General features: G+C 74.4%; 23 protein-coding genes. 17 read left to right on the top strand and 6 right to left on the bottom strand.

The window, feature by feature from the left end:
- The first annotated feature begins 9 nt into the window (after positions 1-9).
- Genes BM093_RS20080 through BM093_RS20065 form a run of 4 tightly spaced genes read left to right on the top strand, consistent with a single transcriptional unit; the run spans position 10 to position 3,630 of the window.
- The gene (locus tag BM093_RS20080; RefSeq protein WP_093346776.1) at positions 10-438 is read left to right on the top strand and encodes a nuclear transport factor 2 family protein; all 429 of its coding nucleotides are present in this window, start codon (positions 10-12) and stop codon (positions 436-438) included.
- Positions 435-845: a nuclear transport factor 2 family protein gene (locus tag BM093_RS20075; RefSeq protein ID WP_093346771.1), complete on the top strand. Its 411-nt coding sequence runs from the start codon at positions 435-437 to the stop codon at positions 843-845. The genes BM093_RS20080 and BM093_RS20075 overlap by 4 nt, the downstream gene beginning before the upstream one ends.
- The gene (locus BM093_RS20070) at positions 842-2,281 is read left to right on the top strand and encodes an MFS transporter (protein WP_093346767.1); all 1,440 of its coding nucleotides are present in this window, start codon (positions 842-844) and stop codon (positions 2,279-2,281) included. The genes BM093_RS20075 and BM093_RS20070 overlap by 4 nt, the downstream gene beginning before the upstream one ends.
- Positions 2,278-3,630, top strand: a complete 1,353-nt coding sequence (locus BM093_RS20065; protein WP_093346764.1) for a phytoene desaturase family protein — start codon at positions 2,278-2,280, stop codon at positions 3,628-3,630. The genes BM093_RS20070 and BM093_RS20065 overlap by 4 nt, the downstream gene beginning before the upstream one ends.
- A 12-nt stretch (positions 3,631-3,642) precedes the next feature.
- On the opposite strand, the gene BM093_RS20060 is transcribed toward BM093_RS20065, so the two are convergent.
- Positions 3,643-4,467, bottom strand: coding sequence for a VOC family protein (locus BM093_RS20060; RefSeq protein ID WP_093346759.1), 825 nt, complete (start codon positions 4,465-4,467; stop codon positions 3,643-3,645).
- 82 nt (positions 4,468-4,549) lie between these two features.
- Between BM093_RS20060 and BM093_RS20055 the strand changes: the two genes are divergently transcribed.
- From BM093_RS20055 to BM093_RS20040, 4 genes are all read left to right on the top strand, one after another.
- On the top strand, positions 4,550-6,004 hold the full coding sequence (locus BM093_RS20055; protein WP_093346755.1) for an aldehyde dehydrogenase: 1,455 nt from the start codon (positions 4,550-4,552) through the stop codon (positions 6,002-6,004).
- Positions 6,001-6,834, top strand: a complete 834-nt coding sequence (locus tag BM093_RS20050) for a mycofactocin-coupled SDR family oxidoreductase (RefSeq protein WP_093346750.1) — start codon at positions 6,001-6,003, stop codon at positions 6,832-6,834. The genes BM093_RS20055 and BM093_RS20050 overlap by 4 nt, the downstream gene beginning before the upstream one ends.
- Before the next feature lie 27 nt (positions 6,835-6,861).
- Positions 6,862-7,695, top strand: coding sequence for a mycofactocin-coupled SDR family oxidoreductase (locus BM093_RS20045; RefSeq protein WP_093346747.1), 834 nt, complete (start codon positions 6,862-6,864; stop codon positions 7,693-7,695).
- A 92-nt stretch (positions 7,696-7,787) separates the two neighbouring features.
- Positions 7,788-8,432, top strand: coding sequence for a TetR/AcrR family transcriptional regulator (locus BM093_RS20040; protein ID WP_093346743.1), 645 nt, complete (start codon positions 7,788-7,790; stop codon positions 8,430-8,432).
- A 304-nt stretch (positions 8,433-8,736) separates the two neighbouring features.
- Here the strand turns inward: BM093_RS20040 and BM093_RS20035 are convergent, their stop codons facing one another.
- Positions 8,737-10,629 (bottom strand): acetyl/propionyl/methylcrotonyl-CoA carboxylase subunit alpha, encoded by a 1,893-nt coding sequence (locus BM093_RS20035; protein WP_093346738.1) that lies wholly within the window; start codon positions 10,627-10,629, stop codon positions 8,737-8,739.
- Positions 10,630-10,743: 114 nt separating this feature from the next.
- On the opposite strand from BM093_RS20035, the gene BM093_RS20030 reads away from it, so the two are divergent.
- From BM093_RS20030 to BM093_RS19995, 8 genes are all read left to right on the top strand, one after another.
- The gene (locus BM093_RS20030; RefSeq protein ID WP_093346733.1) at positions 10,744-12,348 is read left to right on the top strand and encodes an acyl-CoA carboxylase subunit beta; all 1,605 of its coding nucleotides are present in this window, start codon (positions 10,744-10,746) and stop codon (positions 12,346-12,348) included.
- Entirely contained in the window at positions 12,345-13,145 is an 801-nt protein-coding gene (locus tag BM093_RS20025) for an enoyl-CoA hydratase/isomerase family protein (protein ID WP_093346729.1), read from the top strand. Before BM093_RS20030 ends, BM093_RS20025 begins: the two co-directional genes overlap by 4 nt.
- Before the next feature lie 2 nt (positions 13,146-13,147).
- Positions 13,148-13,948 (top strand): ester cyclase, encoded by an 801-nt coding sequence (locus BM093_RS20020; RefSeq protein WP_093346724.1) that lies wholly within the window; start codon positions 13,148-13,150, stop codon positions 13,946-13,948.
- The gene (locus BM093_RS20015) at positions 13,945-15,189 is read left to right on the top strand and encodes a cytochrome P450 (protein ID WP_093346721.1); all 1,245 of its coding nucleotides are present in this window, start codon (positions 13,945-13,947) and stop codon (positions 15,187-15,189) included. The genes BM093_RS20020 and BM093_RS20015 overlap by 4 nt, the downstream gene beginning before the upstream one ends.
- The gene (locus BM093_RS20010; RefSeq protein WP_093346717.1) at positions 15,186-15,383 is read left to right on the top strand and encodes a ferredoxin; all 198 of its coding nucleotides are present in this window, start codon (positions 15,186-15,188) and stop codon (positions 15,381-15,383) included. The genes BM093_RS20015 and BM093_RS20010 overlap by 4 nt, the downstream gene beginning before the upstream one ends.
- A 66-nt stretch (positions 15,384-15,449) precedes the next feature.
- Positions 15,450-17,351 carry an oxidoreductase gene (locus tag BM093_RS20005; protein ID WP_177238589.1) on the top strand — a complete coding sequence of 634 codons (1,902 nt, stop codon included), beginning with the start codon at positions 15,450-15,452 and terminating at the stop codon, positions 17,349-17,351.
- Between the two features lie 48 nt (positions 17,352-17,399).
- Positions 17,400-18,305, top strand: coding sequence for an SCO6745 family protein (locus BM093_RS20000; RefSeq protein ID WP_093346707.1), 906 nt, complete (start codon positions 17,400-17,402; stop codon positions 18,303-18,305).
- Between the two features lie 117 nt (positions 18,306-18,422).
- Positions 18,423-19,427, top strand: a complete 1,005-nt coding sequence (locus tag BM093_RS19995) for a TerC family protein (protein ID WP_093346703.1) — start codon at positions 18,423-18,425, stop codon at positions 19,425-19,427.
- A 102-nt stretch (positions 19,428-19,529) separates the two neighbouring features.
- Here BM093_RS19995 and BM093_RS19990 read toward each other — a convergent pair whose 3' ends face one another.
- Entirely contained in the window at positions 19,530-19,847 is a 318-nt protein-coding gene (locus tag BM093_RS19990) for a putative quinol monooxygenase (RefSeq protein WP_093346964.1), read from the bottom strand.
- Between the two features lie 115 nt (positions 19,848-19,962).
- Here BM093_RS19990 and BM093_RS19985 point away from each other — a divergent pair, with 115 nt between their 5' ends.
- Complete coding sequence (locus BM093_RS19985) at positions 19,963-20,949, top strand: helix-turn-helix transcriptional regulator (protein ID WP_177238588.1); 987 nt, start codon at positions 19,963-19,965, stop codon at positions 20,947-20,949.
- 42 nt (positions 20,950-20,991) lie between these two features.
- On the opposite strand, the gene BM093_RS19980 is transcribed toward BM093_RS19985, so the two are convergent.
- Genes BM093_RS19980 through BM093_RS19970 form a run of 3 tightly spaced genes read right to left on the bottom strand, consistent with a single transcriptional unit; the run spans position 20,992 to position 23,876 of the window.
- The gene (locus BM093_RS19980) at positions 20,992-21,957 is read right to left on the bottom strand and encodes an asparaginase (RefSeq protein WP_245773653.1); all 966 of its coding nucleotides are present in this window, start codon (positions 21,955-21,957) and stop codon (positions 20,992-20,994) included.
- A 37-nt stretch (positions 21,958-21,994) separates the two neighbouring features.
- Entirely contained in the window at positions 21,995-23,242 is a 1,248-nt protein-coding gene (locus tag BM093_RS19975) for an FAD-dependent oxidoreductase (protein ID WP_093346696.1), read from the bottom strand.
- A 1-nt stretch (position 23,243) separates the two neighbouring features.
- Positions 23,244-23,876, bottom strand: coding sequence for a class I SAM-dependent methyltransferase (locus tag BM093_RS19970; RefSeq protein WP_093346691.1), 633 nt, complete (start codon positions 23,874-23,876; stop codon positions 23,244-23,246).
- Positions 23,877-23,964: the final 88 nt, after the last annotated feature.

Here is a 23,964-nt window from a genome sequence, read left to right as displayed (position 1 = left end):
GAGCGATTCATGACCGACCGGGCCACCGACATCCAGAAGATCATCAACGCCACGCTGCTGTACGCCCGCGGCCTGGATCTGGCCGATCCGCAGGAGGCGCTCTCGGCCTACACCGAGGACGCCTACTGGGACGCCACCGCGGTCGGGCTGAAGCGGTTCGAGGGACACGAGGAGATCCTCGGATTCTTCACCGCCGACGCCGGTGCGATGGCCGAGCAGTTCCACATCATGACCAACCACATCGTCGAGTTCGACGGTCCGGACACCGCGCACGGCACGAACTACGTGTTCTCCGAGGGCACCACCAAGGCCGGCGCATCGATCAAGGCGATCGCGCTGAACCGGGACACCTACCGCCGGGTCGGCGACGACTGGAAGATCTCCGGACGGGCCATCTCGCCGCTGACCACACCGCAGATGGAGGGGTTCGACGCGTGAGCGGGGAGCAGGTCGTCCGGACCTACATCGACATCATGAACCGCCTCGATCTCGACGCCTTCGCCGAACTGGTGACCGACGACGTCGAGGTCGCGCTGCCGTACGCACCGGAGCCGGTGCCCCGGCACACCGCGGGCAAGGAGGCCGTGGTCGCGCTCTACGGCGGGTTCCCGTCGCTGGTCGCCCCGCTCGGCTTCCACGACCTCGAGATCACGCCGCTGCCCGGTGACGGCGAGTTCCTGGCGACCTACCGCAGCGACTCGACCATGCTCGCGACGGGCCTGCCCTACCGCAACGACTACATCAGCCTGTTCACGGTGCGGGGCGGTGCGCTGGCGGCGTTCACCGAGTACTTCGACCCGCTGGTGTTCCGGCAGGCCCAGGGGGCGACGGTGACCGGGCCGTGAGCGGCGCGGGGACGCGCGGGGGCACCGGAGGGCTGATCGTCGTCGCGCTGTGCTTCGCGACGATCGTGCTCGACGGCTACGACCTGGTCGTGTTCGGCGCGACGCTGCCGGTCATGCTGCGCGACCCGTCCTGGGGGATGACGACCGCCCAGGCCGGGGCGATCGGCAGCTACGCCCTGGTCGGGATGCTGGTCGGGGCGCTCGCGGTGGGGGCGCTGACCGACCGGTTCGGGCGCCGCAAGGTCGTGTTGGCCACGACCGCGTGGTTCAGCGTCTCGGCCGGGCTGTGCGCGGTGGCGCCGAACCCGGAGGTGTTCGGGCTGCTGCGCCTGCTCTGCGGCATCGGGCTGGGCGGGATGCTGCCCACCGCGATCGCGCTGACCTCGGAGTACGCCCCGGCCGCGCGGCGCCAGCTCTACAACTCGGTGGTGCACGTCGGTTACTCCACCGGCGGGGTGGTGGCGACCCTGATCGCCATCCCGGTGCTGCCGGTGCTGGGCTGGGAGGTCATGTACCTGATCGGGGCGCTGCCCGCGGTCGTGCTGCTCCCGCTGGCCTGGGCCTACCTGCCGGAGTCGCCGGCGTTCCTGGTCGCGCACGGCCGCCGGGACGAGGCCCGCGCGCTGGCGCTGCGGCACGGGCTGGACCCCGACGACGTCCTCGGCCGGGAGTCGGCGACGGCAGGCTCCGCGACGGCCGGCTCCCCGACGGCCGGGTCGAGTGCGGCCGGGTCGGGTGCGGCAGGGTCCGAGGCGGCCGGGCCCGCGGCGCCTCCGTCGCTGCGGTCGACCGTGCGCGAGCTGTTCGGGCCCGTCTACCGGCGCCGGTCGGTCGTGTTCGCGCTGGTCGGGTTCTGCGGCCTGCTGCTGACCTACGGCGTCGGCACCTGGCTGCCGGAGATCATGCGCTCGTCCGGGTTCGCGCTCGGGTCTGCGCTGTCGTTCCTGCTGGTGCTCAACCTCGGCAACATCGTCGGGAGCCTGCTGGTCGCCCGGCTCGCCGACCGGGTGGGGTCGCGGCGGGTGGTGCCCGCGGCGTTCGCGACCGGTGCGGTGTGCCTGGTGCTGATGGCGCTGTCCCCGCCCGCCGTCGTGCTCTACCTGCTGGTGGCGCTCGTCGGGTTCGGCGCGATGGGCGCGCAGATCCTGGTGAACGGGTTCGTCGCGGCGTCCTACCCGGCCCGGATCCGCGCCACCGGGCTCGGCTGGGTGGTCGGGTTCAGCCGGCTCGGCGGGATCGCCGGGCCGGTGGTGGCCGGGCTGGTGCTGGCCTCGGGCGTGGGGGTGGGCTGGAACTTCGCGTTCTTCGCCGCCTTCGCCACGGCCGCGGTGCTGCTCCTGCTCGCCCTCGGCCCGGCCGGCGTGCCGGCGGCCGGGGAGTCGGAGGACCGGTCCGGTGACAGTACCGGGGACAGGGACGGGGGAGTGCGACGGTGACGCACGACGTGATCGTGATCGGGGCGGGGGTCTCCGGGCTGGTGACCGCCTGCCTGCTGGCCGAGCGGGGCAAGCGGGTGCTGCTGCTGGAGCGCCGGGCGGACCTGGGCGGGCGGGCCCGCGAGTTCGTCCACCGTGGACATCGGATCGGCCTGGGCAGTCACCTGGTCGAGGACCCGGGGGACTCGCTGACCCGGGTGTGCGAGCAGATCGGGCACGAGCTGGTGCACTCCCCGCAGAGCGACTCGATGCCGTTCTGGACCAACGGCTCGGGCTGGGCACCGATCCAGGAGCAGTACGCCGGGACGTCGAAGGCGGCGCTCAAGCGCTGCATCACCGCGCTGGCCGAGACGTCCTACGAGGAGCTGGAGAACTGGAACCACGCCTCGCTGCGCGAGTGGATGGCGCAGCACACCTCCGACGAGGGCGTCTACACGGTGTGGGAGGCGATCTCGGTCCTGGAGCAGATCACCCTGCGGCCGCACGAGCACTCGGCCTCGGAGAACCTCTACACCCGCAAGCTGCACTACGGGAGCCGGCGCACCGCCGGGTACTCGTTCTGGCCGATGGGCGGCTGGGACGCGCTCTGGCACGCGATGGCCGGCCGGTTCCGCGCGCTGGGGGGCGAGCTGCGCACCTCGGCCGCGGTCTCCCGGGTGCGGGTGGAGGCCGGCGCGGTCCGCGGGGTGCGCCTGCGCGACGGCGAGGAGGCCGACGCGCCGCAGGTCGTGGTGTCGGCGCCGGTGTGGGACCTGCTGCGGCTGTTCGACGACGGCGCGCTGCCGTGGGAGTTCGCCGAGCGGGTCCGGATGCTGGCCCGCAACCGCAACCGGGCCTGCTGGATCGGCTACTGGATCGCGGCGCCGGAGCCGGTGGTCGCCGCGAGCGAGCGGGAGATGGCCTCGTTCCTGTCCACCCCGCGCTGCGGGCTTCCCGGGTTCACTCTCAACTTCACCGGCTACGACGCGGACGTCTCACCGCCGGGTGAGTACCTGACCTGCGTGGGGGCCTCGTTCGACGCGACCGAGCACTACGGCGACCGGGCCTGGCTGGACCGCAAGTTCGCCGAGCTGCGCGCCGACATCGAGGAGATGATGCCCGCCTCGCGCCGGGCGCTCTGGTGGAAACCGCACGTCGTCAACAACTACGGCGTGATCACCAAACCGGGCCTGGTCGGGCCGGTCCGCCCGGACACCCGGGTGCGCGGCGTCGAGGGGCTGTGGCTGACCGGGGACACCGTGCGGGCCCGCGGGATCGGCATCGACAAGGCCGCCCGCGCCGGGATCACCACCGCCGAGGCGGTGCTGGGGGACCGGCTGCCCGCGTTCGCGGGAACGATGCGGTACTGAACGCGAGTGCCGCTACCGGTCCGGGCGCAGGACGACCGGGTAGCCGTCCGGGTCGTGCACGCGCAGCGCGCCCGGGCCGTGCCCGGGGTCGGGACGACCCCCGCCCGGGACCGCCGCGGCGACCGCGGCCGGGTCGGTGGTCCGCAGGACCAGGCGCGACGACGCCGGGTCCGCGTCCCGCGCGATCGCCGGGTGCCGCTCGATGCCCTGGTAGGCGAACACCTCGATCGACGACGGCGCGCCCGGCAGGTCCAGGAACGCCGTGTCCAGGGACTCCGGCAGCAGCCCGACCAGTGCGGCCACCGACCGTCCGGACCGGGTACCGCGCTCGCGCAGCCGGGCACCGAGCGCCGTCCAGAACTCCAGCGCGGCGTCGAGGTCGGTCACCGTGATCCCGTGGTGGAAGAACCCGGTCACCGTCCCCGGCCCGCCGCCGGTGCCGCCGGCCGGCCGGTAGAGCTCGACGACGAACCCGTCCGGGTCGACGGTGTAGGCCGCCTCGGCGCCGGTGTGCGGGCCGCTGGTGATGCCGACGACCTCACCGCGGGTGCCGAACCCGGCGGCCCGCAGCCGCGCGGTGACGGCGGCGGCGTCGTCGACGTACAGGCACACGTGCGCGAAGCCGGGGTCGCACGGCCGCGCGGACGCCGGGTACCGCGGCACGTCCCGGTGCTCCTCGAGCCGCCAGGTCCGCCCGCCGGGCAGCGCCAGGTCGGCGACGGTCCGGCCGGCGACGTCCCGGATCCGCGTGACGCCCAGGCCGAGCCCGTCGCGGTAGTAGGCGAGCGAGGAGTCCAGGTCCCGCACGGTGATCGAGCTGTGGTCGTAGCCGGGCATCGGTGCTCCACAGGGTCTTGTCGGCGGCGCGATGGCGTGCGTATTTTCTACCAAACGAACGGTAGAGCAAGGAGGCTCGGCGATGGTCCGCTCGTTCGACACCGTCTTCGTCGGTGGACGCTGGGTCCCGCCCGCCGGCGACGGCCTGATCGAGGTCGTCTCCCCGGTGACCGAGGACCTGCTCGCGACCGTGCCGGAGGCCGCACCGGCGGATGTCGACGCCGCGGTCGCGGCGGCCCGCGCGGCGTTCGACGACGGTCCGTGGCCGCGGATGAGCCCCGCCGAGCGGGCCGGGTACCTGCGCCGGATCGGGCAGGAGGTGACGAAGCGGGTCCCGGAGATGGTCGAGTCCTTCACCGCCGAGATCGGTGCACCGCGGGCGGTGTCTGAGGCCTTCCACGCCAACGCGACCGCCATGTGGGACGACGCGGCGACCCTGCACGAACGGGTCGCCTTCGAGGAGCGGCGCACCTGGGCGAACCCGGACGGCAGTGCCGGTGAGGCCTTGATCGTGCGGGAACCGGTCGGCGTCGTCGGGACCGTCATCCCGTGGAACGGGCCGGTCGCGACCGCGTCGCTCAAGATAGCCCCTGCGCTCGCCGCGGGGTGCCCGGTGGTCCTCAAACCCGCGCCGGAGGGGCCGGTCAGCACCCTGCTGCTGGCCGAGGCGATCGAGGCGGCCGGGCTGCCCGAGGGGGTGGTCTCGGTGCTGCCCGGCGGGCGGGAGACCGGCGAGCACCTCGTCCGCCACCCCGGGGTCGACAAGGTCTCCTTCACCGGGTCCACCGCGGCGGGACGACGGGTGATGAGTCTGTGCGGCGAGCGGATCGCCCGGGTGACCCTCGAGCTCGGCGGGAAGAGCGCCGGGATCGTCTGCGACGACATCCCGCTCGACCGCGTGCTCGGGTCGCTGCTGCCCGCGGGCTTCGGTCACTCCGGTCAGGTCTGCGCCGCGATCACCCGGATCCTGGTCTCCCGTGCGCGGCACGACGAGCTGGTCGAGGCCGCGGCCGGGATCCTCGCCTCGCTGAAGGTCGGCGACCCGGCCGAGCCGGACACGGTGATCGGTCCGCTGGCGGCCGAGCGGCAACGGGACCGGGTCGAGGGCTACATCGCGGCCGGTCTCGCCGAGGGCGCCACGCTGGTCACCGGCGGCGGCCGCCCGGACGGGATCGGGACGGGCTGGTACGTCGAACCGACGCTGTTCGCCCACGCGGACAACACGATGCGGATCGCCCGCGAGGAGATCTTCGGCCCGGTCCTGACGGTGATCCCCTACGACGACGTCGAGCACGCCATCGCGATCGCCAACGACTCCGACTACGGGCTCTCCGGCGCGGTCTACACCGACGACCCCGCGCTGGGCGAGTACGTGGCCCGCCGGGTCCGCACCGGGCAGATGTTCGTCAACGACGCGTCGATGTGCGTCACCCAGCCCTTCGGCGGGTTCAAGCAGTCCGGGCTGGGCAGGGAGGGCGGCGTGGAGGGGATCGCGCCCTACCTCGAGACCAAGATGATCCAGGGGGTACCGGCGTGAGTGGACGGGTCGAGGGAAAGGTCGCGTTCGTCACGGGCGCGGCCCGCGGGCAGGGCCGCAGCCACGCGCTGCGGCTGGCCGGGGAGGGCGCGGACATCATCGCCGTCGACCTCTGCGGCCCGGTCGCGGCGATCGGGATGTACCCGCCCGCGACCCGGGAGGACCTCGACGAGACGGTCCGCCAGGTCGAGGCGCTGGGCCGGCGGGTGCACGCCCAGGTCGCCGACGTCCGCGACCGCGCGGCGCTGACCGACGTGGTGGACGCCGGCGTCGCCGAGCTCGGCCGCCTCGACATCGTCTGCGCGAACGCCGGGGTCTTCGAGATCGCACCCTCGCTGGAGGTCTCCGACGAGGACTGGCGCGAGATCATCGACATCAACCTCACCGGCGTCTGGAACACCTGCCGGGCCGCCCTGCCGCACCTGACCGCCTCCGGCGGCGGCTCGATCGTGATCACCAGTTCCACCGCCGGGATCAAGGGCACGCCGAACACCGTGCACTACACGGCGAGCAAGCACGGCGTCGTCGGCGTCATGCGGACCCTCGCGGTCGAGTTCGCCGGGCAGGGCGTGCGGGTCAACACCGTGCACCCGACCGGTGTCGACACCGACATGATCATGAATGAGAAGACCTGGGGGTTGTTCCTGCCCGAGGTCGAGGGCCCGACCCGGGACCAGGCGGCGAAGGTCTTCGAGACCACCAACGCGCTGCCGGTGCCGTGGGTGGAACCGGCGGACATCTCCAACGCGGTGCTCTGGCTGGCGTCCGACGAGGCCCGCTACGTCACGGGCGTGATGCTGCCCGTCGACGCCGGTTACACGATCCAGTAGAGGGCCACCGTGCCTGGAGGAGGAACAGTGTCCGGACGGATGGAGGGCAAGGTCGCGTTCGTGACCGGGGCCGCCCGCGGCCAGGGCCGGGCGCACGCGGTGCGGCTCGCGCAGGAGGGCGCGGACGTGATCGCCGTCGACCTCTGCGCGGCGGTGGGCAGTGTGGACAAGTACCCGGCGGCGACGCTGGAGGACCTCGACGCCACCGTCGCCGAGGTCGAGGGACTGGGCCGGCGGATCGTCGCCTCGGTCGCCGACGTCCGCGACGGGGACGGCCTGGCCAAGGCGCTCGACGCCGGTGTGGCGGAGCTGGGCGGGCTCGACGCCGTCGTCGCCAACGCCGGGATCGCCACCTACGGCATGTCCTGGGAGCTGTCCGAGCGGCAGTGGCAGGACATGCTCGACGTGAACCTGACCGGGGTCTGGCACACGGCGAAGGCGGCCGTGCCGCACCTGCGCCGGCGCGGCGGCGGGTGCATGGTCTTCACCAGCTCGATCGGCGGCCTCAAGGGCATCCAGCAGGTCGGCCACTACGTCGCGGCCAAGCACGGGCTGGTCGGTCTCATGCGGACGATGGCCAACGAGCTGGCCCCGCAGCGGATCCGGGTGAACACCGTGCATCCGACCAACGTGGACACCCACATGATCCAGAACCCGGGGACCTGGGGGATGTTCGCCCCCGGCGACCCCGAGCCCACGAAGGAGAAGGCGATGGACGGGTTCCGGTCGCTGAACGCGATCCCGGTGCCCTGGGTGGACGTCGAGGACATCGCCAACGCGGTGCTGTTCCTGGCCAGCGACGAGGCCCGCTACGTCACCGGCGTGGCCCTGCCGGTCGACGCCGGCGCCAACGTGCGGTGACCCCACCGGGGACGTCGTCTACCGGTCGGACGGTAGACTCGCCCGATTCGTGACGGCGGTTCCTCCCGAACCGGTCGAAAGGACGTGACCAGGTGCGACAGCCGGCGGGACGGAGCGCGCGCCGCTCCGGCGGGGAGCGCAAACCCCGCGAGGAGCGCTGGGCGGAACTGATCGAGGTCGCCACCCAGGTGTTCTACGAGAAGGGGTACGACGGCGCCTCGCTGCAGGACATCGCGGACCGGTTGGGGATGCTCAAGGGCAGCCTCTACTACTACATCCAGTCCAAGGAGGACCTGCTCTTCGACGTCATCTCCTCGGTCCACAAGGACGGGCTGGCCGTGATCCGGGCCCGGGCCGGGGTCGAGGGCCCGCCGCTGTTCCGACTGCGGTCGGTGATCGTGGGGCACGTCGAGCACACCTGCCGCAACCTGGTGCCGACGGCGGTGTTCCTGCACGAGCTGTCCGCGTTGCCGCTGGAGCGGCGCGTGGAGGTGCTCGGCAGCGAGCACGCCTACCAGGGCGTGTTCCGGGACCTCATCGAGTCCGCCCAGCAGGCCGGCGACGTCCGCTCCGACCTGGACCCGCGGCTCGCCGCGCTGTCCGTGCTCGGCTCGACGAACTGGGTCTACCGCTGGTTCCGTCCCGGCGGGTCCTTCACCCCGGAGCAGATCGGCGCCGAGCTCGCCGAGCTGACGATCCGCGGGATCGCGACCGAGCAGGGCCTCGGCACGGTCTGACCCGCCACCCCCGGCGGGCACCCAGCCCCGTCGCCGGCCCCACACCCCCATGCTGTTCTTCACACCTGCTGCAACAGGTGTGGAGCGCAGCGAGCAGGTGTGAGGCTCAGCGAACGGGTGTGAGGCGCCGGTCGCCCAGCAGCTCCTACCGGCGCCGCTCGTCCGTGCCGCGCGGCGATGCCGTACCTCGCCGAGATGCAGCTCACGGAGCCTGCGGCACCGTGACCGGAACGCTCACGTGCATCTCGGCGGGGTTCGTGCGTGCCCGGACGGTCGAGGGGCCGACCCGGCCGTGCGCGCCGTGTCAGGTCAGCTCGACGAGGACCGCGCCGGCGGCGATCGGGGAGCCTGCCGTCACCGGCACCGCGGCGACCGTCCCGGCGGTACCGGCCCGGATCTCCATCTCCATCTTCATCGCCTCGAGCACGACGACGACGTCGCCGGCCGCGACGGCGTCCCCGGGGGCCACCCGGACCGTCACCACCGTGGCGTCCATCGGGGCCGTCGGGTCCCCGGCCGCGCCGGGTGCGTTCCCGGCGGCCGGCCGGTCGTCGGTCGAGCGGGTGGGCCGGAGCGGGGCGGCCGTGCCCGCGGGGCCCGGGGCCGCGCGGCCCGCGACGAGCAGGTCCAGCGGTCCGCGGTCGGTGGCGATGCGGACCCGGCGGACCGGGACGGCGTGACCCGGTGTCCCGGACCCGCCGGCCGCCCCGGGCTCCGCGGCGGGCCCGGGGGAGGCGGCGCCGGCGTCCCCGGCGGGCCCGAGCAGCGCCTCCGGGGCCCAGTCGCGCTCCACCGACCCGGTGTCGTGCGTGCCCGCGGCGAACTCCGCGGTGTCCAGGACCGCGCGCAGGTACCCGGCCGTGGTCGGGCGGCCGCCCACGACCAGCTCGTCCAGCGCGAGCCCCAGCCGGCGCCGGGCGGTGTCGCGGTCGGCGGCGTGGGCGAGCACCTTGCCGATCATCGAGTCGTACTCGGCGGGCACCGTGCCCCCGGCGACGACGCCGAAGTCGGTCCGCACGCCCGGCCCGGCGGGCAGCTCCAGCGCACCGATCGGCCCGGGGGAGGGACGGAACCCCGCGCGCGGGTCCTCGACCGCGATCCGGGCCTGGATCGCGTGTCCCCGGACCGTCGTGCTCCCGGGCGCGGCCGGGCCCCCAGGTGCGGCCGGGTCCCCGGGCGCTGCGGCCCCGGCGCTCGCGACCTCCAGGACGGTCGGCGACAGGGACTCCCCGCCGGCGACCCGCAGCTGCTCGGCCACCAGGTCCACGCCGGTGACCAGCTCGGTCACCCCGTGCTCGACCTGCAGCCGCGTGTTCATCTCCAGGAACGCGAACTCGGTGCCCGAGACGAGGAACTCGACGGTCCCGGCGCCGGAGTAGCCGACGCGGCGGGTGATCCGGACCGCCGCGTCCGCGAGCGCCGCCCGCAGCTGCGGGGACAGGCCCGGGGCGGGCGCCTCCTCGATCAGCTTCTGGTGCCGGCGTTGTACCGAGCAGTCCCGGTCGCCGAGGGCGACGACGGTGCCGTGGTCGTCGGCCAGCACCTGGACCTCGACGTGCCGCGGCCGCGGCAGGTAGCGCTCCAGGTGCACCTCGGAGCGGCCGAACGCGGCGGCGCCCTCCCGCGCGGCGGCGGCCAGGGCCTCGGCCAGCTCGTCCGGACCGGTGACCACGCGCATCCCGCGCCCGCCGCCACCGAACGAGGCCTTCACCACCAGCGGGTAGCCCAGCCGGGCGGCACGGGCGGGCAGCGCGGGGTCGTCCGGGTCGACGGTCCCGGTGCCCTCGGGGACGGGCACGCCGCACTCGCGGGCGATGGCCCGGGCCGCGACCTTGTCCCCCATCGTGGCGATGACCTCGGCCGACGGGCCGACGAACCGCATCCCGGCGCCGGTCACCGCGGCCGCGAACCCGGCGTCCTCGGAGAGCAGGCCGTAGCCGGGGTGCACCGCGTCCGCCCCGGCCGCCTTCGCCGCGCCGAGCAACGCCTCGACGTCGAGGTAGGAGTCGCGGGCCGGCGGTGGGCCGATCCGGTGCGCCTCGTCGGCCAGCGCCACGTGCGGTGCACCGGCGTCGGCGTCGCTGTACACCGCGACCGGCCGCAGGCCCGCCTCGCGGCAGGCCCGCACGATCCGGACCGCGATCTCCCCGCGGTTGGCGACCAGCACGGTGCCCGGCGTCCTGCCGTCCAGTGTCATGAAGCCTGTCTACCAATCGGCCGTCTGGTAGTCTAGCGTCGTGGCCGTGATCTTCCAGTACGCGAGCCACCGGTGCGGCGTCCGTCCGTGCCGGCCGACCGGGGGAGGGCGTGCATGAGCTCCACCGAGGCGTCCGCCCGGACCGGGGTGTCCGATGATGGCCCGATGACCGGCGTCGAGGATGACGGACCGCGCGGCACGGACATGGCCTCCCGGCTGGCCGTGCTGCGGGAACGGCAGGAACGGGCCCGCGAGATGGGCGGGCCGGAGGGCCTGCGCAAGCACCGCGAGTCCGGGCGGCTGCCGGTGCGCGAACGGGTCGACATGCTGGTCGACCCGCAGAGCTGGTTCGAGATCGGGGCGCTGGCGCTGCCCGAGCGGCGCACCGCCAAGCACGTCCCGGGCGACGCCGTCGTCACCGGGTTCGGCCGCCTCGACGGCCGCCGGATCGGCGTGATCGGGATCGACGCCAGCGTCGTCGCCGGCACCACCGCCCCGATCAGCATGCGCAAGCAGGGCCGGCTCATCGAGCACGCACAGAAGCACGGGTTCCCGCTGGTCCTGCTGTGCGACGCCGACGGCGGCCGGATGCCCGACGTGTCCGGCTGGCGGTTCTCCGGCCTGCCGCTGGACTTCGCGACGTTCCTCAAGCCCGAACCCGGACGACCGGTCGTCCCGCGGGCGGCCGCGGTGCTCGGTCCCAGCTACGGCGACTCCGCGCTGCACGCCTCGACCGCGCACTTCGTGGTGATGCTGCGCTCGTCGTCGCTGGCGCTGTCCGGCCCGTCGGTGGTCGAGCCCGCGATCGGGGAGAAGGTCACCGACGACGAGCTCGGCGGCCCGGAGGCGGCCACCGCCGCCGGGAACGCGCACCTGGTCGTCGAGACCGAGGCGGACGCGATGGACGCGATCGCCGCGTTCCTGTCCTACCTGCCGGCGAACTCGTCGCGCCCCGCGCCGCACGCCCCGGCCCGCCCGCCCGGCCGGGACCCGGCCGAGCTGGAGACCCTGGTGCCGACCGGGTCCCGGGCCGGCTACGACGTGCGCGACGTGTTCACCTGCCTGGCCGACGAGGCGAGCATCCTGCCCTGGGCGGACGGCTGGGGCCCCAGTGTGCTGACCGCGCTGGCCCGGATCGAGGGCCGCCCGGTCGGGCTGGTCGGCAACCAGCCGATCGTGCGGGCCGGGGCGCTGGACCCGGACGCGCTGACCAAGCAGCGGGCGTTCGTGGACCTGTGCGACACCTTCGGGCTCCCACTGGTGTTCCTGCACGACGTGCCCGGCCTGATGATCGGCACCCAGGCCGAGCGCGGCGGCATCCTGCACGGCTACGAGGGGCTGGTCTCGCGGATCGCCGAGGCCACGGTGCCCAAGATCGGCGTGGTGCTGCGCAAGGCCTACGGCGGCGGGCACTTCGCGATGGGCGGGCGGCCCACCCGGCCGGACTTCCTCTACGCCTGGCCGACCGCCGAGCTGGGCTTCATGGCCCCGGAGACGGGCGTCCGCACCGTGTACCGGCGGCGGCTCGAGGCCGCGCTGGCCGAGCAGGGCCCGGAGGCGCACGCGGCGCTGATCGAGGAGCTGACCGCCGAGTGGATCAGCGAGGCGGAGCCGTGGGAGGCCGCCGCGCACCTGTCGCTGGACGACGTCATCGAGCCGTCCCGCACCCGTGAGGTGATCGCGACGAGCATCGACATCGCGCTGGGGGACCCGGAATGAGCACGCGCAACGGCACGACGGCGTCCACCCTGCGGGTCGAGGCCGACCCCGCCGACGAGCGGGTGGCCTGGCTGACCATGGACGACCCGGCCCGGCTCAACGCGATGGGCCGCCGGTTCTGGCCGGACCTGCGCGACGCACTGGCCCGGCTGGAGGCGGACGCGCGCACCCGCGCGGTGGTGATCACCGGGGCGGGGGAGAAGGCGTTCTCGGCGGGTGGCGACATCGCCTCGTTCGCCGAGCTCGGTGACGCGACCGCGAAGCGGGCGTTCCAGCAGGACTGCATGCGCACCTTCGCCGCGGTGGAGGAGTCGCCGCTGCCGGTGATCGCCGCGGTGAACGGGTTCGCGATGGGCGGGGGCTGCGAGCTCGCGCTGGCCTGCGACGTCGTGCTGGCCTCCGAGACCGCGACGTTCGCGATGCCGGAGACCGCGGTCGGGCTGGTGCCCGGCTTCGGGGTGCTGCGCGCCCCGTCGGTGATCGGGCGGCACTGGACCAAGCTGATGATGTTCGCCGGGGAACGGGTGGACGCCGCGACCGCGCTGCGGATCGGCCTGGCCCAGCAGGTGCACCCCGCCGACGAGCTGCGCGACCGGGCGCGGGCGCTGGCCTCCCGGATGGCCGGCGCGGCCCCGCTCGCCGTGGCGACCGGCAAGAACCTGGTCAACGCGCACGTCGACCGCGGCGAGTTCGACCACTCCACGGCGGCGCTGACCGTGCTGCACTCCACCGCCGACGCCGCCGAGGGGATCGCGGCGTTCCTGGGGAAGCGCCCGCCCACGTTCGAGGGGCGGTGAGGATGGACCCGTTCGTCGCGCTGATGCGCCGCTACGTCGTCGACTACACCAACCGGCACGACACCGGTGTGTGTGCCGAGATCATGGACCCGGACTACGTCCTGCGGATGGGCCCGCACGTCGTCGCGGGCCGCGACGACGCCTACGTCCCCGCGGCCCGGGCCCAGTTCGAGCAGTTCCCCGGGCTGGGCCTGACCGTGCACGAGATCGTCACCGACGGGACCCGGCTCGCCATGCGGTTCTCCGAGCACGGCGCCTCGCGCAAGCACGGCGGGGCCGCCGCGACCTGGACCGGGCTGGGGCTCTACCGCTGGGACGGCACCCGGCTGGTCGACAACAGCGTCGAGCAGGACTACCTCACCCGCCGCCGCCGGCTCGCCGACGGCGACCCGGGCACGGTGCCCGCACCGGCCGTCGCGCCGTGGGACACCGCGGCCGTCGCCGCCACCCCCGCCGCGGAACGGGTGGTCCGCGACTGGCTCGCGGCCGGGGCACCCGGCGACGCCGTCACCTACGACGACGGCGGGCCCGGCAGCCCGGCCCCGGTGCTGGCCGGCGCCGAGGTCGTCGTGGACGACCTGTTCTCGGCCGGCCCCGCCGTGGCGTTCCGGCTGACCTGCACCGGGACCTATGCGGGTGGTCTGGACGACGTCACGGCCGCCACCCCCGGCAGCCCGGCCACCCTGCACGCGGTCGGGCTGGTGCACACCGCGGGCGGCCGGGTCGTGTCCGGGCACGTGGTCCGCGACCGGCTGGGCTGTGCGCGTGCGCTGGCCCGGAGCGAGGAGAGGAGATCGGCATGACCGGTGCGATCACCGACGAGCTGCTGGGGTCCGCCGCGGCCGCCGACCCGTACCCGATCTACGCGGGGCTGCGCGAGCACGCGCCGGTGCACTGGAGCGAGCGCCACCGGGCGTGGCTGGTGACCCGCTACGCCGACGTGGCCGCGGCGTTCGCGGACAAGGCGCTGTCCAACGACCGGGTCCGCCCGGTCCTGGAGCGGCGCCGGGCCGCGGGCGAGCCGGACGCCGCACCGGGCGCCGGCGAACGCGTCCTCGCGATGATGGCCGACTGGATGGTCGTCACCGACCCGCCGGCGCACACCCGGCTGCGCCGCCTCGCCGCCGGCGCGTTCAAGGGGCAGCGCATCTCGGCGATGGACGCGCGGATCACCGCGCTGGTCGACGAGCTGCTGGACGGCCTCATGGGCCGGACCGGTCCGCTGGACCTCATCGCCGAGGTCGCGTACCCGCTGCCCGCCACCGTCATCGCCACCATGCTCGGCGCCGCGCCGGAGGACCGCGACCGCTTCCGGGAGTGGTCCGACGAGCTGGCGCTGGTCGCGTTCGGGGCCGGTGGGGACGCCCGGGCCGACCGGCACGAGCGGGCGCTGGCCGGGCTGCGCGAGATGGACGCCTACTTCCGCGAGCTGGTCGCGCGGCGCCGCGCCGAGCCGGGCGAGGACATGCTGTCCGCGCTGATCGCCGGCCGGGAGGGCACCGACGCCCTCGACGACGACGAGCTGGTCGGCATGTGTGCGCTGCTGCTGTTCGCCGGGCACGAGACCACGACCAACTCGATCGCGAACGGGACGCTGGCGCTGCTGCATCACCCGGAGCAGCTGGCCCGGCTGCGGGCCGAGCCGGAGCTGCGCGACGCGGCGGTCGAGGAGCTGCTGCGCTACGACGGCCCGATCAAGGTGCTCAACCGGTGGGTGGTCGGCGAGACCTCGCTCGGCGGGCGGACGATCTCGCCGGGCGAGCGGGTGCACCTGGTGCTCGGCGCAGCCAACCGGGACCCGGAGCGCTTCGCCGACCCGGACGTGCTCGACCTGGCTCGCAGCCCCAACCCGCACATCGCGTTCGGCAAGGGCATCCACGCCTGCATCGGCGCCCAGCTCGCCCGCACCGAGACCCGGATCGCGATCGCCCGGATCGTCGAGCGGCTGCCGCGCCTCGAGCTCGCCGCCGAACCGGAGTGGAAGGACGCGCTCGCGTCGCGGGCGATGGAGCAGCTGTGGGTCTACCCGGAGGGGCGGCCGTGAGGATCGGCGCCGACCGGGACCGCTGCGAGGGCCACGGGCAGTGCTCGGTGGTCGACCTGGACCTGTTCCCACTCGACGACGACGGGTTCACCGCGCTCGGCACCGACGAGCCGGTCCCCGAGGGCGAGGAGGACGTGGCGCGGATCGGGGTGGACGCCTGCCCGGTGCGGGCACTGGCCGTCCGTGACGAATGAGGTCGGCGACGAATGAGGTCGGCGATGACGGGTGAGGGGCGGGCAGGAGTGACGGAAGACCACGACGTGCTGTTCACCCCCCTCCGGCTCGGCCCGCTGACCCTGCGCAACCGCCTGGTGATGGCCCCGATGGGGACCTGCCTCGACGAGTCCGGGCACATCACCGACGACACGATCGCCTACTACGAGCGGCGCGCCCGCGGCGGCATCGGGGCGATCACCGTCGAGGGCGTCCTGGTGTCGCCGGACTCGGTCGGCCCGGAACCGCGGATCCACTCCGACGAGTACCTGCCCGGCCTGCGCAAGCTGGTCGAGGCGCTGGCCCCGCACGACGTCGCGGTCGGCGTGCAGCTCATGCATCCGGGCCGGCAGGTGGTCGACGGGCCGTCGGTGGCGCCGTCGCCGGTGCCGCTGAACCCGCGTGCCCCGGTCCCGCACGAGCTGACCGGCCCGGAGATCGAACGGATCGTGGACGACTACGCCGCGGCTGCCCGCCGCGCCGTCGACGCGGGCTTCGGCTATCTCGAGGTCCACGGGGCGCACGGCTACCTCCCGTCGAACTTCCTGTCCCCGCACACCAACCACCGCACCGACGCCTGGGGCGGCGACCTCGCCGGCCGGGCCCGGTTCTCCGTCGAGGTGGCCCGGGCGATCGTCGACGCCGTCGGGCCCGGGGTGCCGCTGGTGTGGCGGCTCAACGGCTCGGACGCCGAGCGCGGCGGGCTCGGGATCGACGAGGCCGTGGCGACCGCGACGATGCTGGTCGACGCCGGGGTGGCGGCGATCAGCGTCAGCTCCGGCACCTGGCTGTCGTTGCAGGAGACCCTCGCGCCGATGTCGGTCCCGCGCGGGCACATGCGCGCGATGGCCGCGGCGGTGAAGCGGGCGGTCGGCGCGGTGCCGGTGATGGCCGTCGGCCGGCTCGACGACCCGGACCTGGCCGCCGACGTGGTGACCTCCGGCGACGCGGACCTGGTCCTGCTGGGCCGCGGGCTGATCGCCGAGCCGGACTGGCCGGACCTGGTCCGCACCGGCCGGCTCGCCGAGCGACGGCCGTGCATCGCCTGCAACGCCTGCGTCGACCTGGTCGGGCGCGGCGAGCGGGCGCGCTGCGCGGTGAACCCGGAGGCCGGGCGGGAACGGACCTGGCGGGTGACCCCGGCCGTCCGGCCGCGGCGGGTGCTGGTCGTCGGCAGCGGCCCGGGTGGGATGGAGGCGGCCCGGCTCGCGGCGCTGCGTGGGCACGAGGTCGCGCTCTACGAACGCGACCCCGAGCTCGGTGGCAAGCTCGAGGTGGCCGGGCTGGCGCCGAGCAAGCGTGAGGTCCTGCGCTACCGGGAGTACCAGTCCGCGCGGCTGGCCGCGCTCGGCGTCGCCGTGCACACCGGTGTGGAGGTCGACGCCACGCTGGTCGCGGCCCGGGCGCCGGACGTCGTCGTGGTGGCGACCGGGGCGAGCCCGCTGGTCCCGCCGATCCCCGGCATCGACGCTGCGCACGTGCACGACGCGCAGGCCCTGCTGCGCGGCGAGGTGCCGGTGCCCGCCGGGGCGCGGGTCGTCGTGGTCGGGGGGAGCGCGACCGGCTGCGAGACCGCGGAGACCCTGGTGGCGGGCGGCGCGTCGGTGACGATCGTGGAGATGGCCTCCTCGGTCGGGCGCGGCATCGAGGCGATCACCCGGCGGAACCTGGTGCGGTCGCTGCGCGCCGACGGCGTCGAGCTGCGGACCGGCACCACGCTGGTCGCCGTCGGCGCGGACACGATCCACTGCACCGGCCCGGACGGTGCGCCGGTGGAGCTGCCCGCGGACCGGGTCGCGCTGGCGATCGGCTGGCGCCCGTCCGGCGAGGAGTTCGCCGGGACCCTGCGCGACACCGGAATCGAGGTCCGCGTGCTCGGCGACGCCGAGACCCCGGCCGACTTCGTCCGGGCGGTGAACACCGGCGCCGACGCCGGCCTCACCGTCTGAGTGCCGCCCGGGCCGCGCGAGCCGGTCCGAACCGTTAGCGTCGCGATCATGAGTACCACCGGAGACGCCGTCGCCGCCGGACGTATCGCCCGCGCGCTGGAACCGCTGCATGCCCAGGTCTATTTCGCCCCCGAGTCCGAGCCCCGCTTCGCGCAGGCCGGCCTGGAGCAGGGGCACCGGATGACCTATTTCGCGCCGCGGGCCGCACCGATGGGGGCGGTCGGCCCGTCGGTGGTCACCGCGACGTTCTACAACTTCGCGCCCCGCCTCGTCGCCGACTCGATCCCGCGGGCGTGGGAGCTGGCCGCGCCGGCCGACCTGGTCGCGGCGCGGTTCGAGGTCGTCGACGCCGCCCTGCGCCGGCTGCTCGGGGACGACGCGGTCGGGTCGGCGGAGATGGCCGAGGCCGCCGGGCTCGCCCGCACCGCCGCCGAGGCCACGCCGGTCGAGGGCCGACCGCTGGCGGCCGGGCACCGGGACCTCGCGTGGCCGGCGGCACCGCACCTGGTGCTCTGGCACGCGCTGTCGATCCTGCGCGAGCACCGCGGCGACGGGCACATCGCGCTGCTCGTCGAGGCCGAGCTGTCGGGGCTGGAGGCACTGATCACCGCGACGGCGACCGGCACCGGTTTCACGACCGGGTTCGCCCGGTCCAGCCGTGGCTGGTCGCGGACCGAGTGGAACGACGGTGTCGCCCGGCTCGCCGAACGCGGCCTGCTCGAGCACGCGACGCCCTCGGACGAGGCCGTCACCCCGGTGCTCACCGAGGCCGGGTCGGCGCTGCGCCGGCGGCTCGAGGACGACACCCACCGGCTGGGGGCGGCGCCGTGGTCGGTGCTCGGACCCGAGCGCGCCGCCCGCCTGGGCGAGCTCGGCACGGCGTTCGCCCGGACCGCGCTGGCCAACGGCGCGTTTCCGGCCGAGGGGGTGTTCGCGAGCCGCCCGGCGCGCTGAACCCGATCCGGCGGCGCGCATCCAGATCGGGCGCGACGTCCCGATTGCCCGTTAAGGTGCTCTGCGCAATACCGGTGCGACAGGCCGGTGCCCTGATCGGCGTACGGAGGGAAGCCGGTGCTGGAGATCAGCGCGCTCGAATGGATCATCATGATCGGCCTGGTCGTCGGGCTGCTCGCGCTGGATCTGATCCTGGCGTGGCTCAAGCCGCACAAGGTCGGGTTCGGCGAGGCGACGGCCTGGTCGGTGTTCTACATCCTGGTCGCGGTCGCCTTCGGTGTGGTGTTCGCGATGGTGCACGGCTGGGACTTCGGGACCCAGTACTTCACCGGGTACATCGTCGAGAAGAGTCTCTCGGTCGACAACCTGTTCGTCTTCGTGATCATCATGACGACGTTCGCGGTCCCCGAGCAGCACCAGCACAAGGTGCTGACCTTCGGGATCGTGCTCGCGCTGATCATGCGCGCGATCTTCATCGTGGTCGGTGCGACGCTGCTGAACCTGTTCTCGTTCATGTTCCTGGTCTTCGGCGCGTTGCTGCTGTGGACGGCGGTCCAGCTCTACCGGCACAAGGACGAGGAACCCGACATCGAGGACAACATGGTCGTGAAGGGCGCGCGCAAGCTCTTCCCGGTCACCGAGGAGTACGACGGCGGGCGCCTGTTCAGCCGGGAGAACGGCCGCCGGGTCGCGACCCCGATGTTCATCGTGCTGATCGCGATCGGCGGCATCGACCTGCTGTTCGCCCTCGACTCGATCCCCGCGGTGTTCGGCGTGACGCAGGAGGCCTACATCGTCTTCACCGCCAACGCGTTCGCGCTGCTCGGCCTGCGGGCACTGTTCTTCCTGGTCAAGGGCCTGCTCGATCGCCTGGTCTACCTGTCCACCGGCCTGGCGATCATCCTCGGGTTCATCGGGATCAAGCTCGTCCTGCACTGGGGACACGTGGACATCTCCCCGGCGATCCCCGAGATCCCGACCATGCTCAGCCTGGTCGTCATCGTGGTGATCCTGGCGATCGTCACCGTCGCCAGCCTGATCAAGACCAAGGGCGACCCGTCGCTGACGGCCAAGCCGGGGTCGCTGAAGGCCCGCAAGGAGCGCAGCGAGCAGCAGGACTGAGGAGCGCGCAGCGAGCAGCAGGACTGAGGAGCGCAGCGAGCAGCAGGAGACGACGGACCGACGACGGACCGGGGCGCCGCGGCCCCGGTCAGCCGGCGGGTCTCAGCCCAGCCCCGGACCGCCGAGCGGGGTGACCTCGATGTACTCCGGCGGGGACGCCAGCAGCTCGAGGACGTCGGCGAGCCCGGCCTCGCCGATGTCGCGGCCGAGCGCCGCCTCGGAGGAGGCGGAGTCCGCCCAGATCTCGGTCACCCAGACCGCGTCCGCCTCGTCCGGCGCGGCGTTCACCACGTAGGCGAGGCAGCCGGGCTGCGCGGCCATACCGTCCGCGACCCGTAGCAGGGCCTTCGCCAGTTCGGGGCCCTGCCCCTCGACGGCGACCATTCGTACATACCGCCCGACCCGCTCGCTCGTCTCCACGGCCGCGACGGTAGCGGCCGGACCGCGCACCGGCGTCGGCGCCCTGCCGGCGACCCGACCCCGTCCCGGGTATCGCGGACGGGGGCTGTCCGCGACGGCGGGCACACTGGCTCCCGTGATGGAGACCTCGGCACGACTGCTGCGCCTGCTCGGGCTGCTGCAGGTCCCGCGTGACTGGACGGGTCCGGCACTGGCCGAGCGCCTCGAGGTCGACGTCCGGACCGTCCGGCGCGACGTCGACAAGCTCCGCACCCTCGGCTATCCCGTGCACTCCACGCCCGGGACCACGGGTGGCTACCGGCTGGGTGCGGGTGCGGCGCTGCCACCGCTGCTGCTCGACGACGACGAGGCCGTCGCCGTCGCGGTCGGGCTGCGGACCGCGGCGGGCGGCGCCGTCTCGGGGATCGAGGAGACCTCGGTGCGGGCCCTGGCCAAGCTGGAGCAGGTCCTGCCGAACCGGCTGCGTCGCCGGGTCGCCGCGCTCGGGGCCGCCACCACGACGCTGACCGGCCGCGGCGCCGTCGTCGACGCCGACGACCTCTCGGCGCTCGCTGCGGCCTGCCGCGACCACGAGCAGATCCGGTTCGACTACGTCGCGGGCGACGGCGGCGAGACCCGTCGCATCGTCGAGCCCGAGGGCCTGGTGCACACCGGCCGCCGCTGGTACCTGGTCGCGTGGGACACCGGCCGCGACGACCGGCGGACGTTCCGGGTGGACCGGATGCGGCTGAAGCTGCCCGCCGGCCCGCGGTTCACGCCGCGGGACCCGCCCGAGGGCGGGGTGGGTGCGTTCGCCCAGCGCGGGATCTCCTCGGGTGCCTACCCGTACCGGGCCCGGATCGTGTTCGAGACGTCCGCGGAGCGGCTCGCCGAGCACGTGACCCCGGCGTCCGGGATCGTGACCGACCTGGGCGACGGGCGCTGCGAGCTCGCAGCGGGGGCGTGGACGCTCGAGTCGCTGGCGGTGTGGATCAACTTCTTCGGCGTGGACTTCCACGTGCTGGAGCCACCGGAGCTGGTCGAGCACCTGGACGCGCTCGCGGCCCGGCTGACCCGGGCGGCGAGCGCCTCCCGGGCGGCCGGTGCCGCGGCGGAGCCCTGACCGGGTCAGAACCTGCGTCGGGGACGCGGGGCAGGATCTGGGTCAGGTCACAGCACGGACGGACCCGACCGGGCGGCCGTGCCCGAGCACGTCGACGCGGGCCGTCTCCGCCAGCTCCGGGGTGTCTGCGGCCCAGCCCCGCAGCACGGCCGCGGCGAGCACCGGCAGCGGGCGGGGCGAGCCGTCCAGCACCGTGATCGCGAACGCCCGCCCGTCGGGGAGCCCGGCGGCCAGGACGCCCTCGGCGCCGTCCTTCACGACCAGCCCGGGCACCGCCTGCGCCAGCCGGGTCACCGGGCGGCCGGTCCCGCCGACGCACCAGGGGTGGGCGCGCATCGCCCGCGCCACGCGGCCCTCCGGCGTCCCCGGCGCGGCGACCGCGATCCGGGCGAACGCGCGGGCGAGCCCGGCCGGGGTCGAGCCGAACAGCGGTGCACCGCACCCGTCGACGGTCGTGACGTCCGGGACGCGGCCGGTCAGCTCGGTGACGGTGTCGTGGATCAGCCGCTGCAGCGGGTGGTCCGGTTCCCGGTAACCGGCGGTCGGCCACCCGGCCGCGACGCACGCGGCCAGCATCGCGGCGTGCTTGCCGGAGCAGTTCTGCAGCAGCGGTGCCGGCGCGGTCCCGGCGGCGCGGGCCGCTGCGCCCGGTTCGACGCCCAGCGGCAGGTCCGGCGTGTTGTCCAGGTCGTCGGCGGTGAGCCCGGCCCCGGCGAGCACGCGGCGGACCCCGTCGAGATGCCCGGCCTCGCCGGAGTGCGAGGCGCAGGCCAGGGCGAGCAGCTCGCCGTCGAGGTCGAGGCCGGCCCGCAGCAGCGCCACCGCCTGCACCGGCTTGAGCGCGGACCGGGGTAGGAACGGGGTGTCCGGGTCGCCGTGCCCGGACACGGCACCGTCTCGCTCCACCCGGGCCAGGGTGCCGAGGTGCACGGACTCGACCGTGCCGTCGCGTTCCACGTACGCGAGCGGGACGGCACCGGCGAGCACCGGCGGGACGGGCAGGGGCACGGCGCCGACGCTACGTGAGGCCGCGCGGGCCGCCGGATCAGGCGGGGACCGGGGCGGGCCGCAGGTCGAGGGCGCGTTCCAGCCCGGGGCTCGGGACGACCGGGACCGGGCCGTACCCGTTGCGCCGGGCCGAGCGTCGGCGGATCGCCGGGATCCGGGTGAGCAGGCGCAGGAACCCCGGGGGCGCCACGGCCTTCCCGCGCTCGCGGGCGCGGGCCGCGGTCTGCTCCACCCGGACCTGCTGGGCCTGCACGGTGACGATCGCCTCCTCCCGGTCGGCCTGGATCGCGGCGAGCGCCTCGGAACCGGGGACGCCCGCGGTCAGCGCCGGGACCAGGTGGTTGGCCGCGGCCAGCGCGTCCTGGCAGGCCATGAGGATGCCGTTGCCGCCGACCGGGGAGATGACGTGCGCGGCGTCGCCGATCATCAGCAGGCCGGGGCGGTGCCAGACCGGCACCCGCGAGATGTCCACCGACAGCAGTGTCGTCTCGTTCATGTCGGTGAGCAGGTGGACCCGGTCGGCCAGCCACGGCACCCGTTCGGCGACCTCGCGGCGCACGTAGTCGACACCGGCGTCGCGCAGGGCGGGGTAGCCGCCCTTCGGCAGCGACAACCCGACCTGCCAGCGCCCGGGGCTGCCGAGGACACCCACGTAGTGCCGGCGGCCGAAGAACAGGTCGACGTCGGCGTCCGGCGGGTCGTCGTCGCGGCGGGGGAGGGCGAACCACAGCAGGTCCGTGGTGGCGCCCTGCGACTCCGCCTTCGCCCCGGCCAGCGTCCGGATCCGGGAGAACCGCCCGTCGGCGGCCACGACGAGGTCGGCCTCGATCTCCTCGCCGGACCGCAGCGTCACCCCGCGCACCGGGTCGCTGCCGAGCAGCCCGTTCACCGCCGCGCCGGTGCGCAGCTCGAACGACGGCAGGGTCTGCGCCTCCGCGGCCAGGAAGTCGAGGAACCAGGCCTGCGGCATCAGCGCGACGTAGTCGTACGGGGTGTCGAGCAGCCCGTAGTCCGACGTCGTGACCAGGCCCTTCGGTGTGCGGAACCGGAACTGGCGGGCCTTGACGTGCGGCTGCTCCAGCAGCCGTTCGGCCACGCCGAGCCGGTCGAGCAGCTCGAGGGTCCAGGGGTGCAGCGAGTCGCCGCGGAAGTCGCGGTCGAAGTCCTGGTGGCGCTCCAGCAGCGTGACCGGCAGCCCCGCGCGGGCCAACAGGTACGCCAGCAGCATCCCGCCCGGCCCGCCGCCGGCGACTACGGTTCTTCCCGGTGTGGTCACGCCGTCCATGTTAGCTCGCCGATTGAGTATCTCGCTCGTCGAGATAGTCGGGCCGGGCGAGTGGCCGTCGGCACAGGAAGGTCCGGGCCGGCGGCGGGTTGCGCCACTCGGTGGCGGTCTCGACCACCTCGTCGAAATGGGCGTCCAGCAGTGCGCGCAGGTCCCGGACCCGGTTCGGCAGCGCCATCCAGGTGATGATCATGCTGAGGACGCCGCCGGGCACCAGCCGGCGGGCGATCACGTCCAGCACCCTGGTGCGCAGGTCCTGGGGGAACACCGCCCACGGCAGCGTGGAGACGAACGCGTCCACCCGGTCGATGCCGGCGTCGTCGAGGATCCGTTCGAGGTCGGCGACGTCGCCCTGCACGACCTCCAGCCACGGCTTGTGCCGGCGCAGGTGGGCGACGAGCTCCTCGTCGATCTCGATGGCGAGGTAGCGGGCGCCGTTCCCGAGCCGGGCGCGGATCGGCTCGGCCAGCACCCCGGACCCGGCGCCGAGCTCGACGACGACGCCGTCGGTGCCGTACGGGACGACCTGGGCCAGTTGCCGGCACAGCCGCCGCCCGGTGAGGAACGGCGTGGCGAGCTGGTCCATCCGGGAGAAGGACCGTTTGAGGAAGACGGTGTGGTCGGGACGCGCCATGGGAACATCGTGGCGGGTCCGGGCCCCGCGGTCATGTCCGGGCGACCGGTGTCACGCGGCGTCACCCGTCGTGGCAGCCGGTGGACAC

Origin of the sequence: Pseudonocardia ammonioxydans, from assembly GCF_900115005.1 — a bacterium.
GTDB classification, from domain to species: Bacteria; Actinomycetota; Actinomycetes; order Mycobacteriales; family Pseudonocardiaceae; genus Pseudonocardia; species Pseudonocardia ammonioxydans.
Note: the sequence above shows the minus strand (reverse complement) of the source record. Positions and strands in the feature narration are given on the sequence as shown.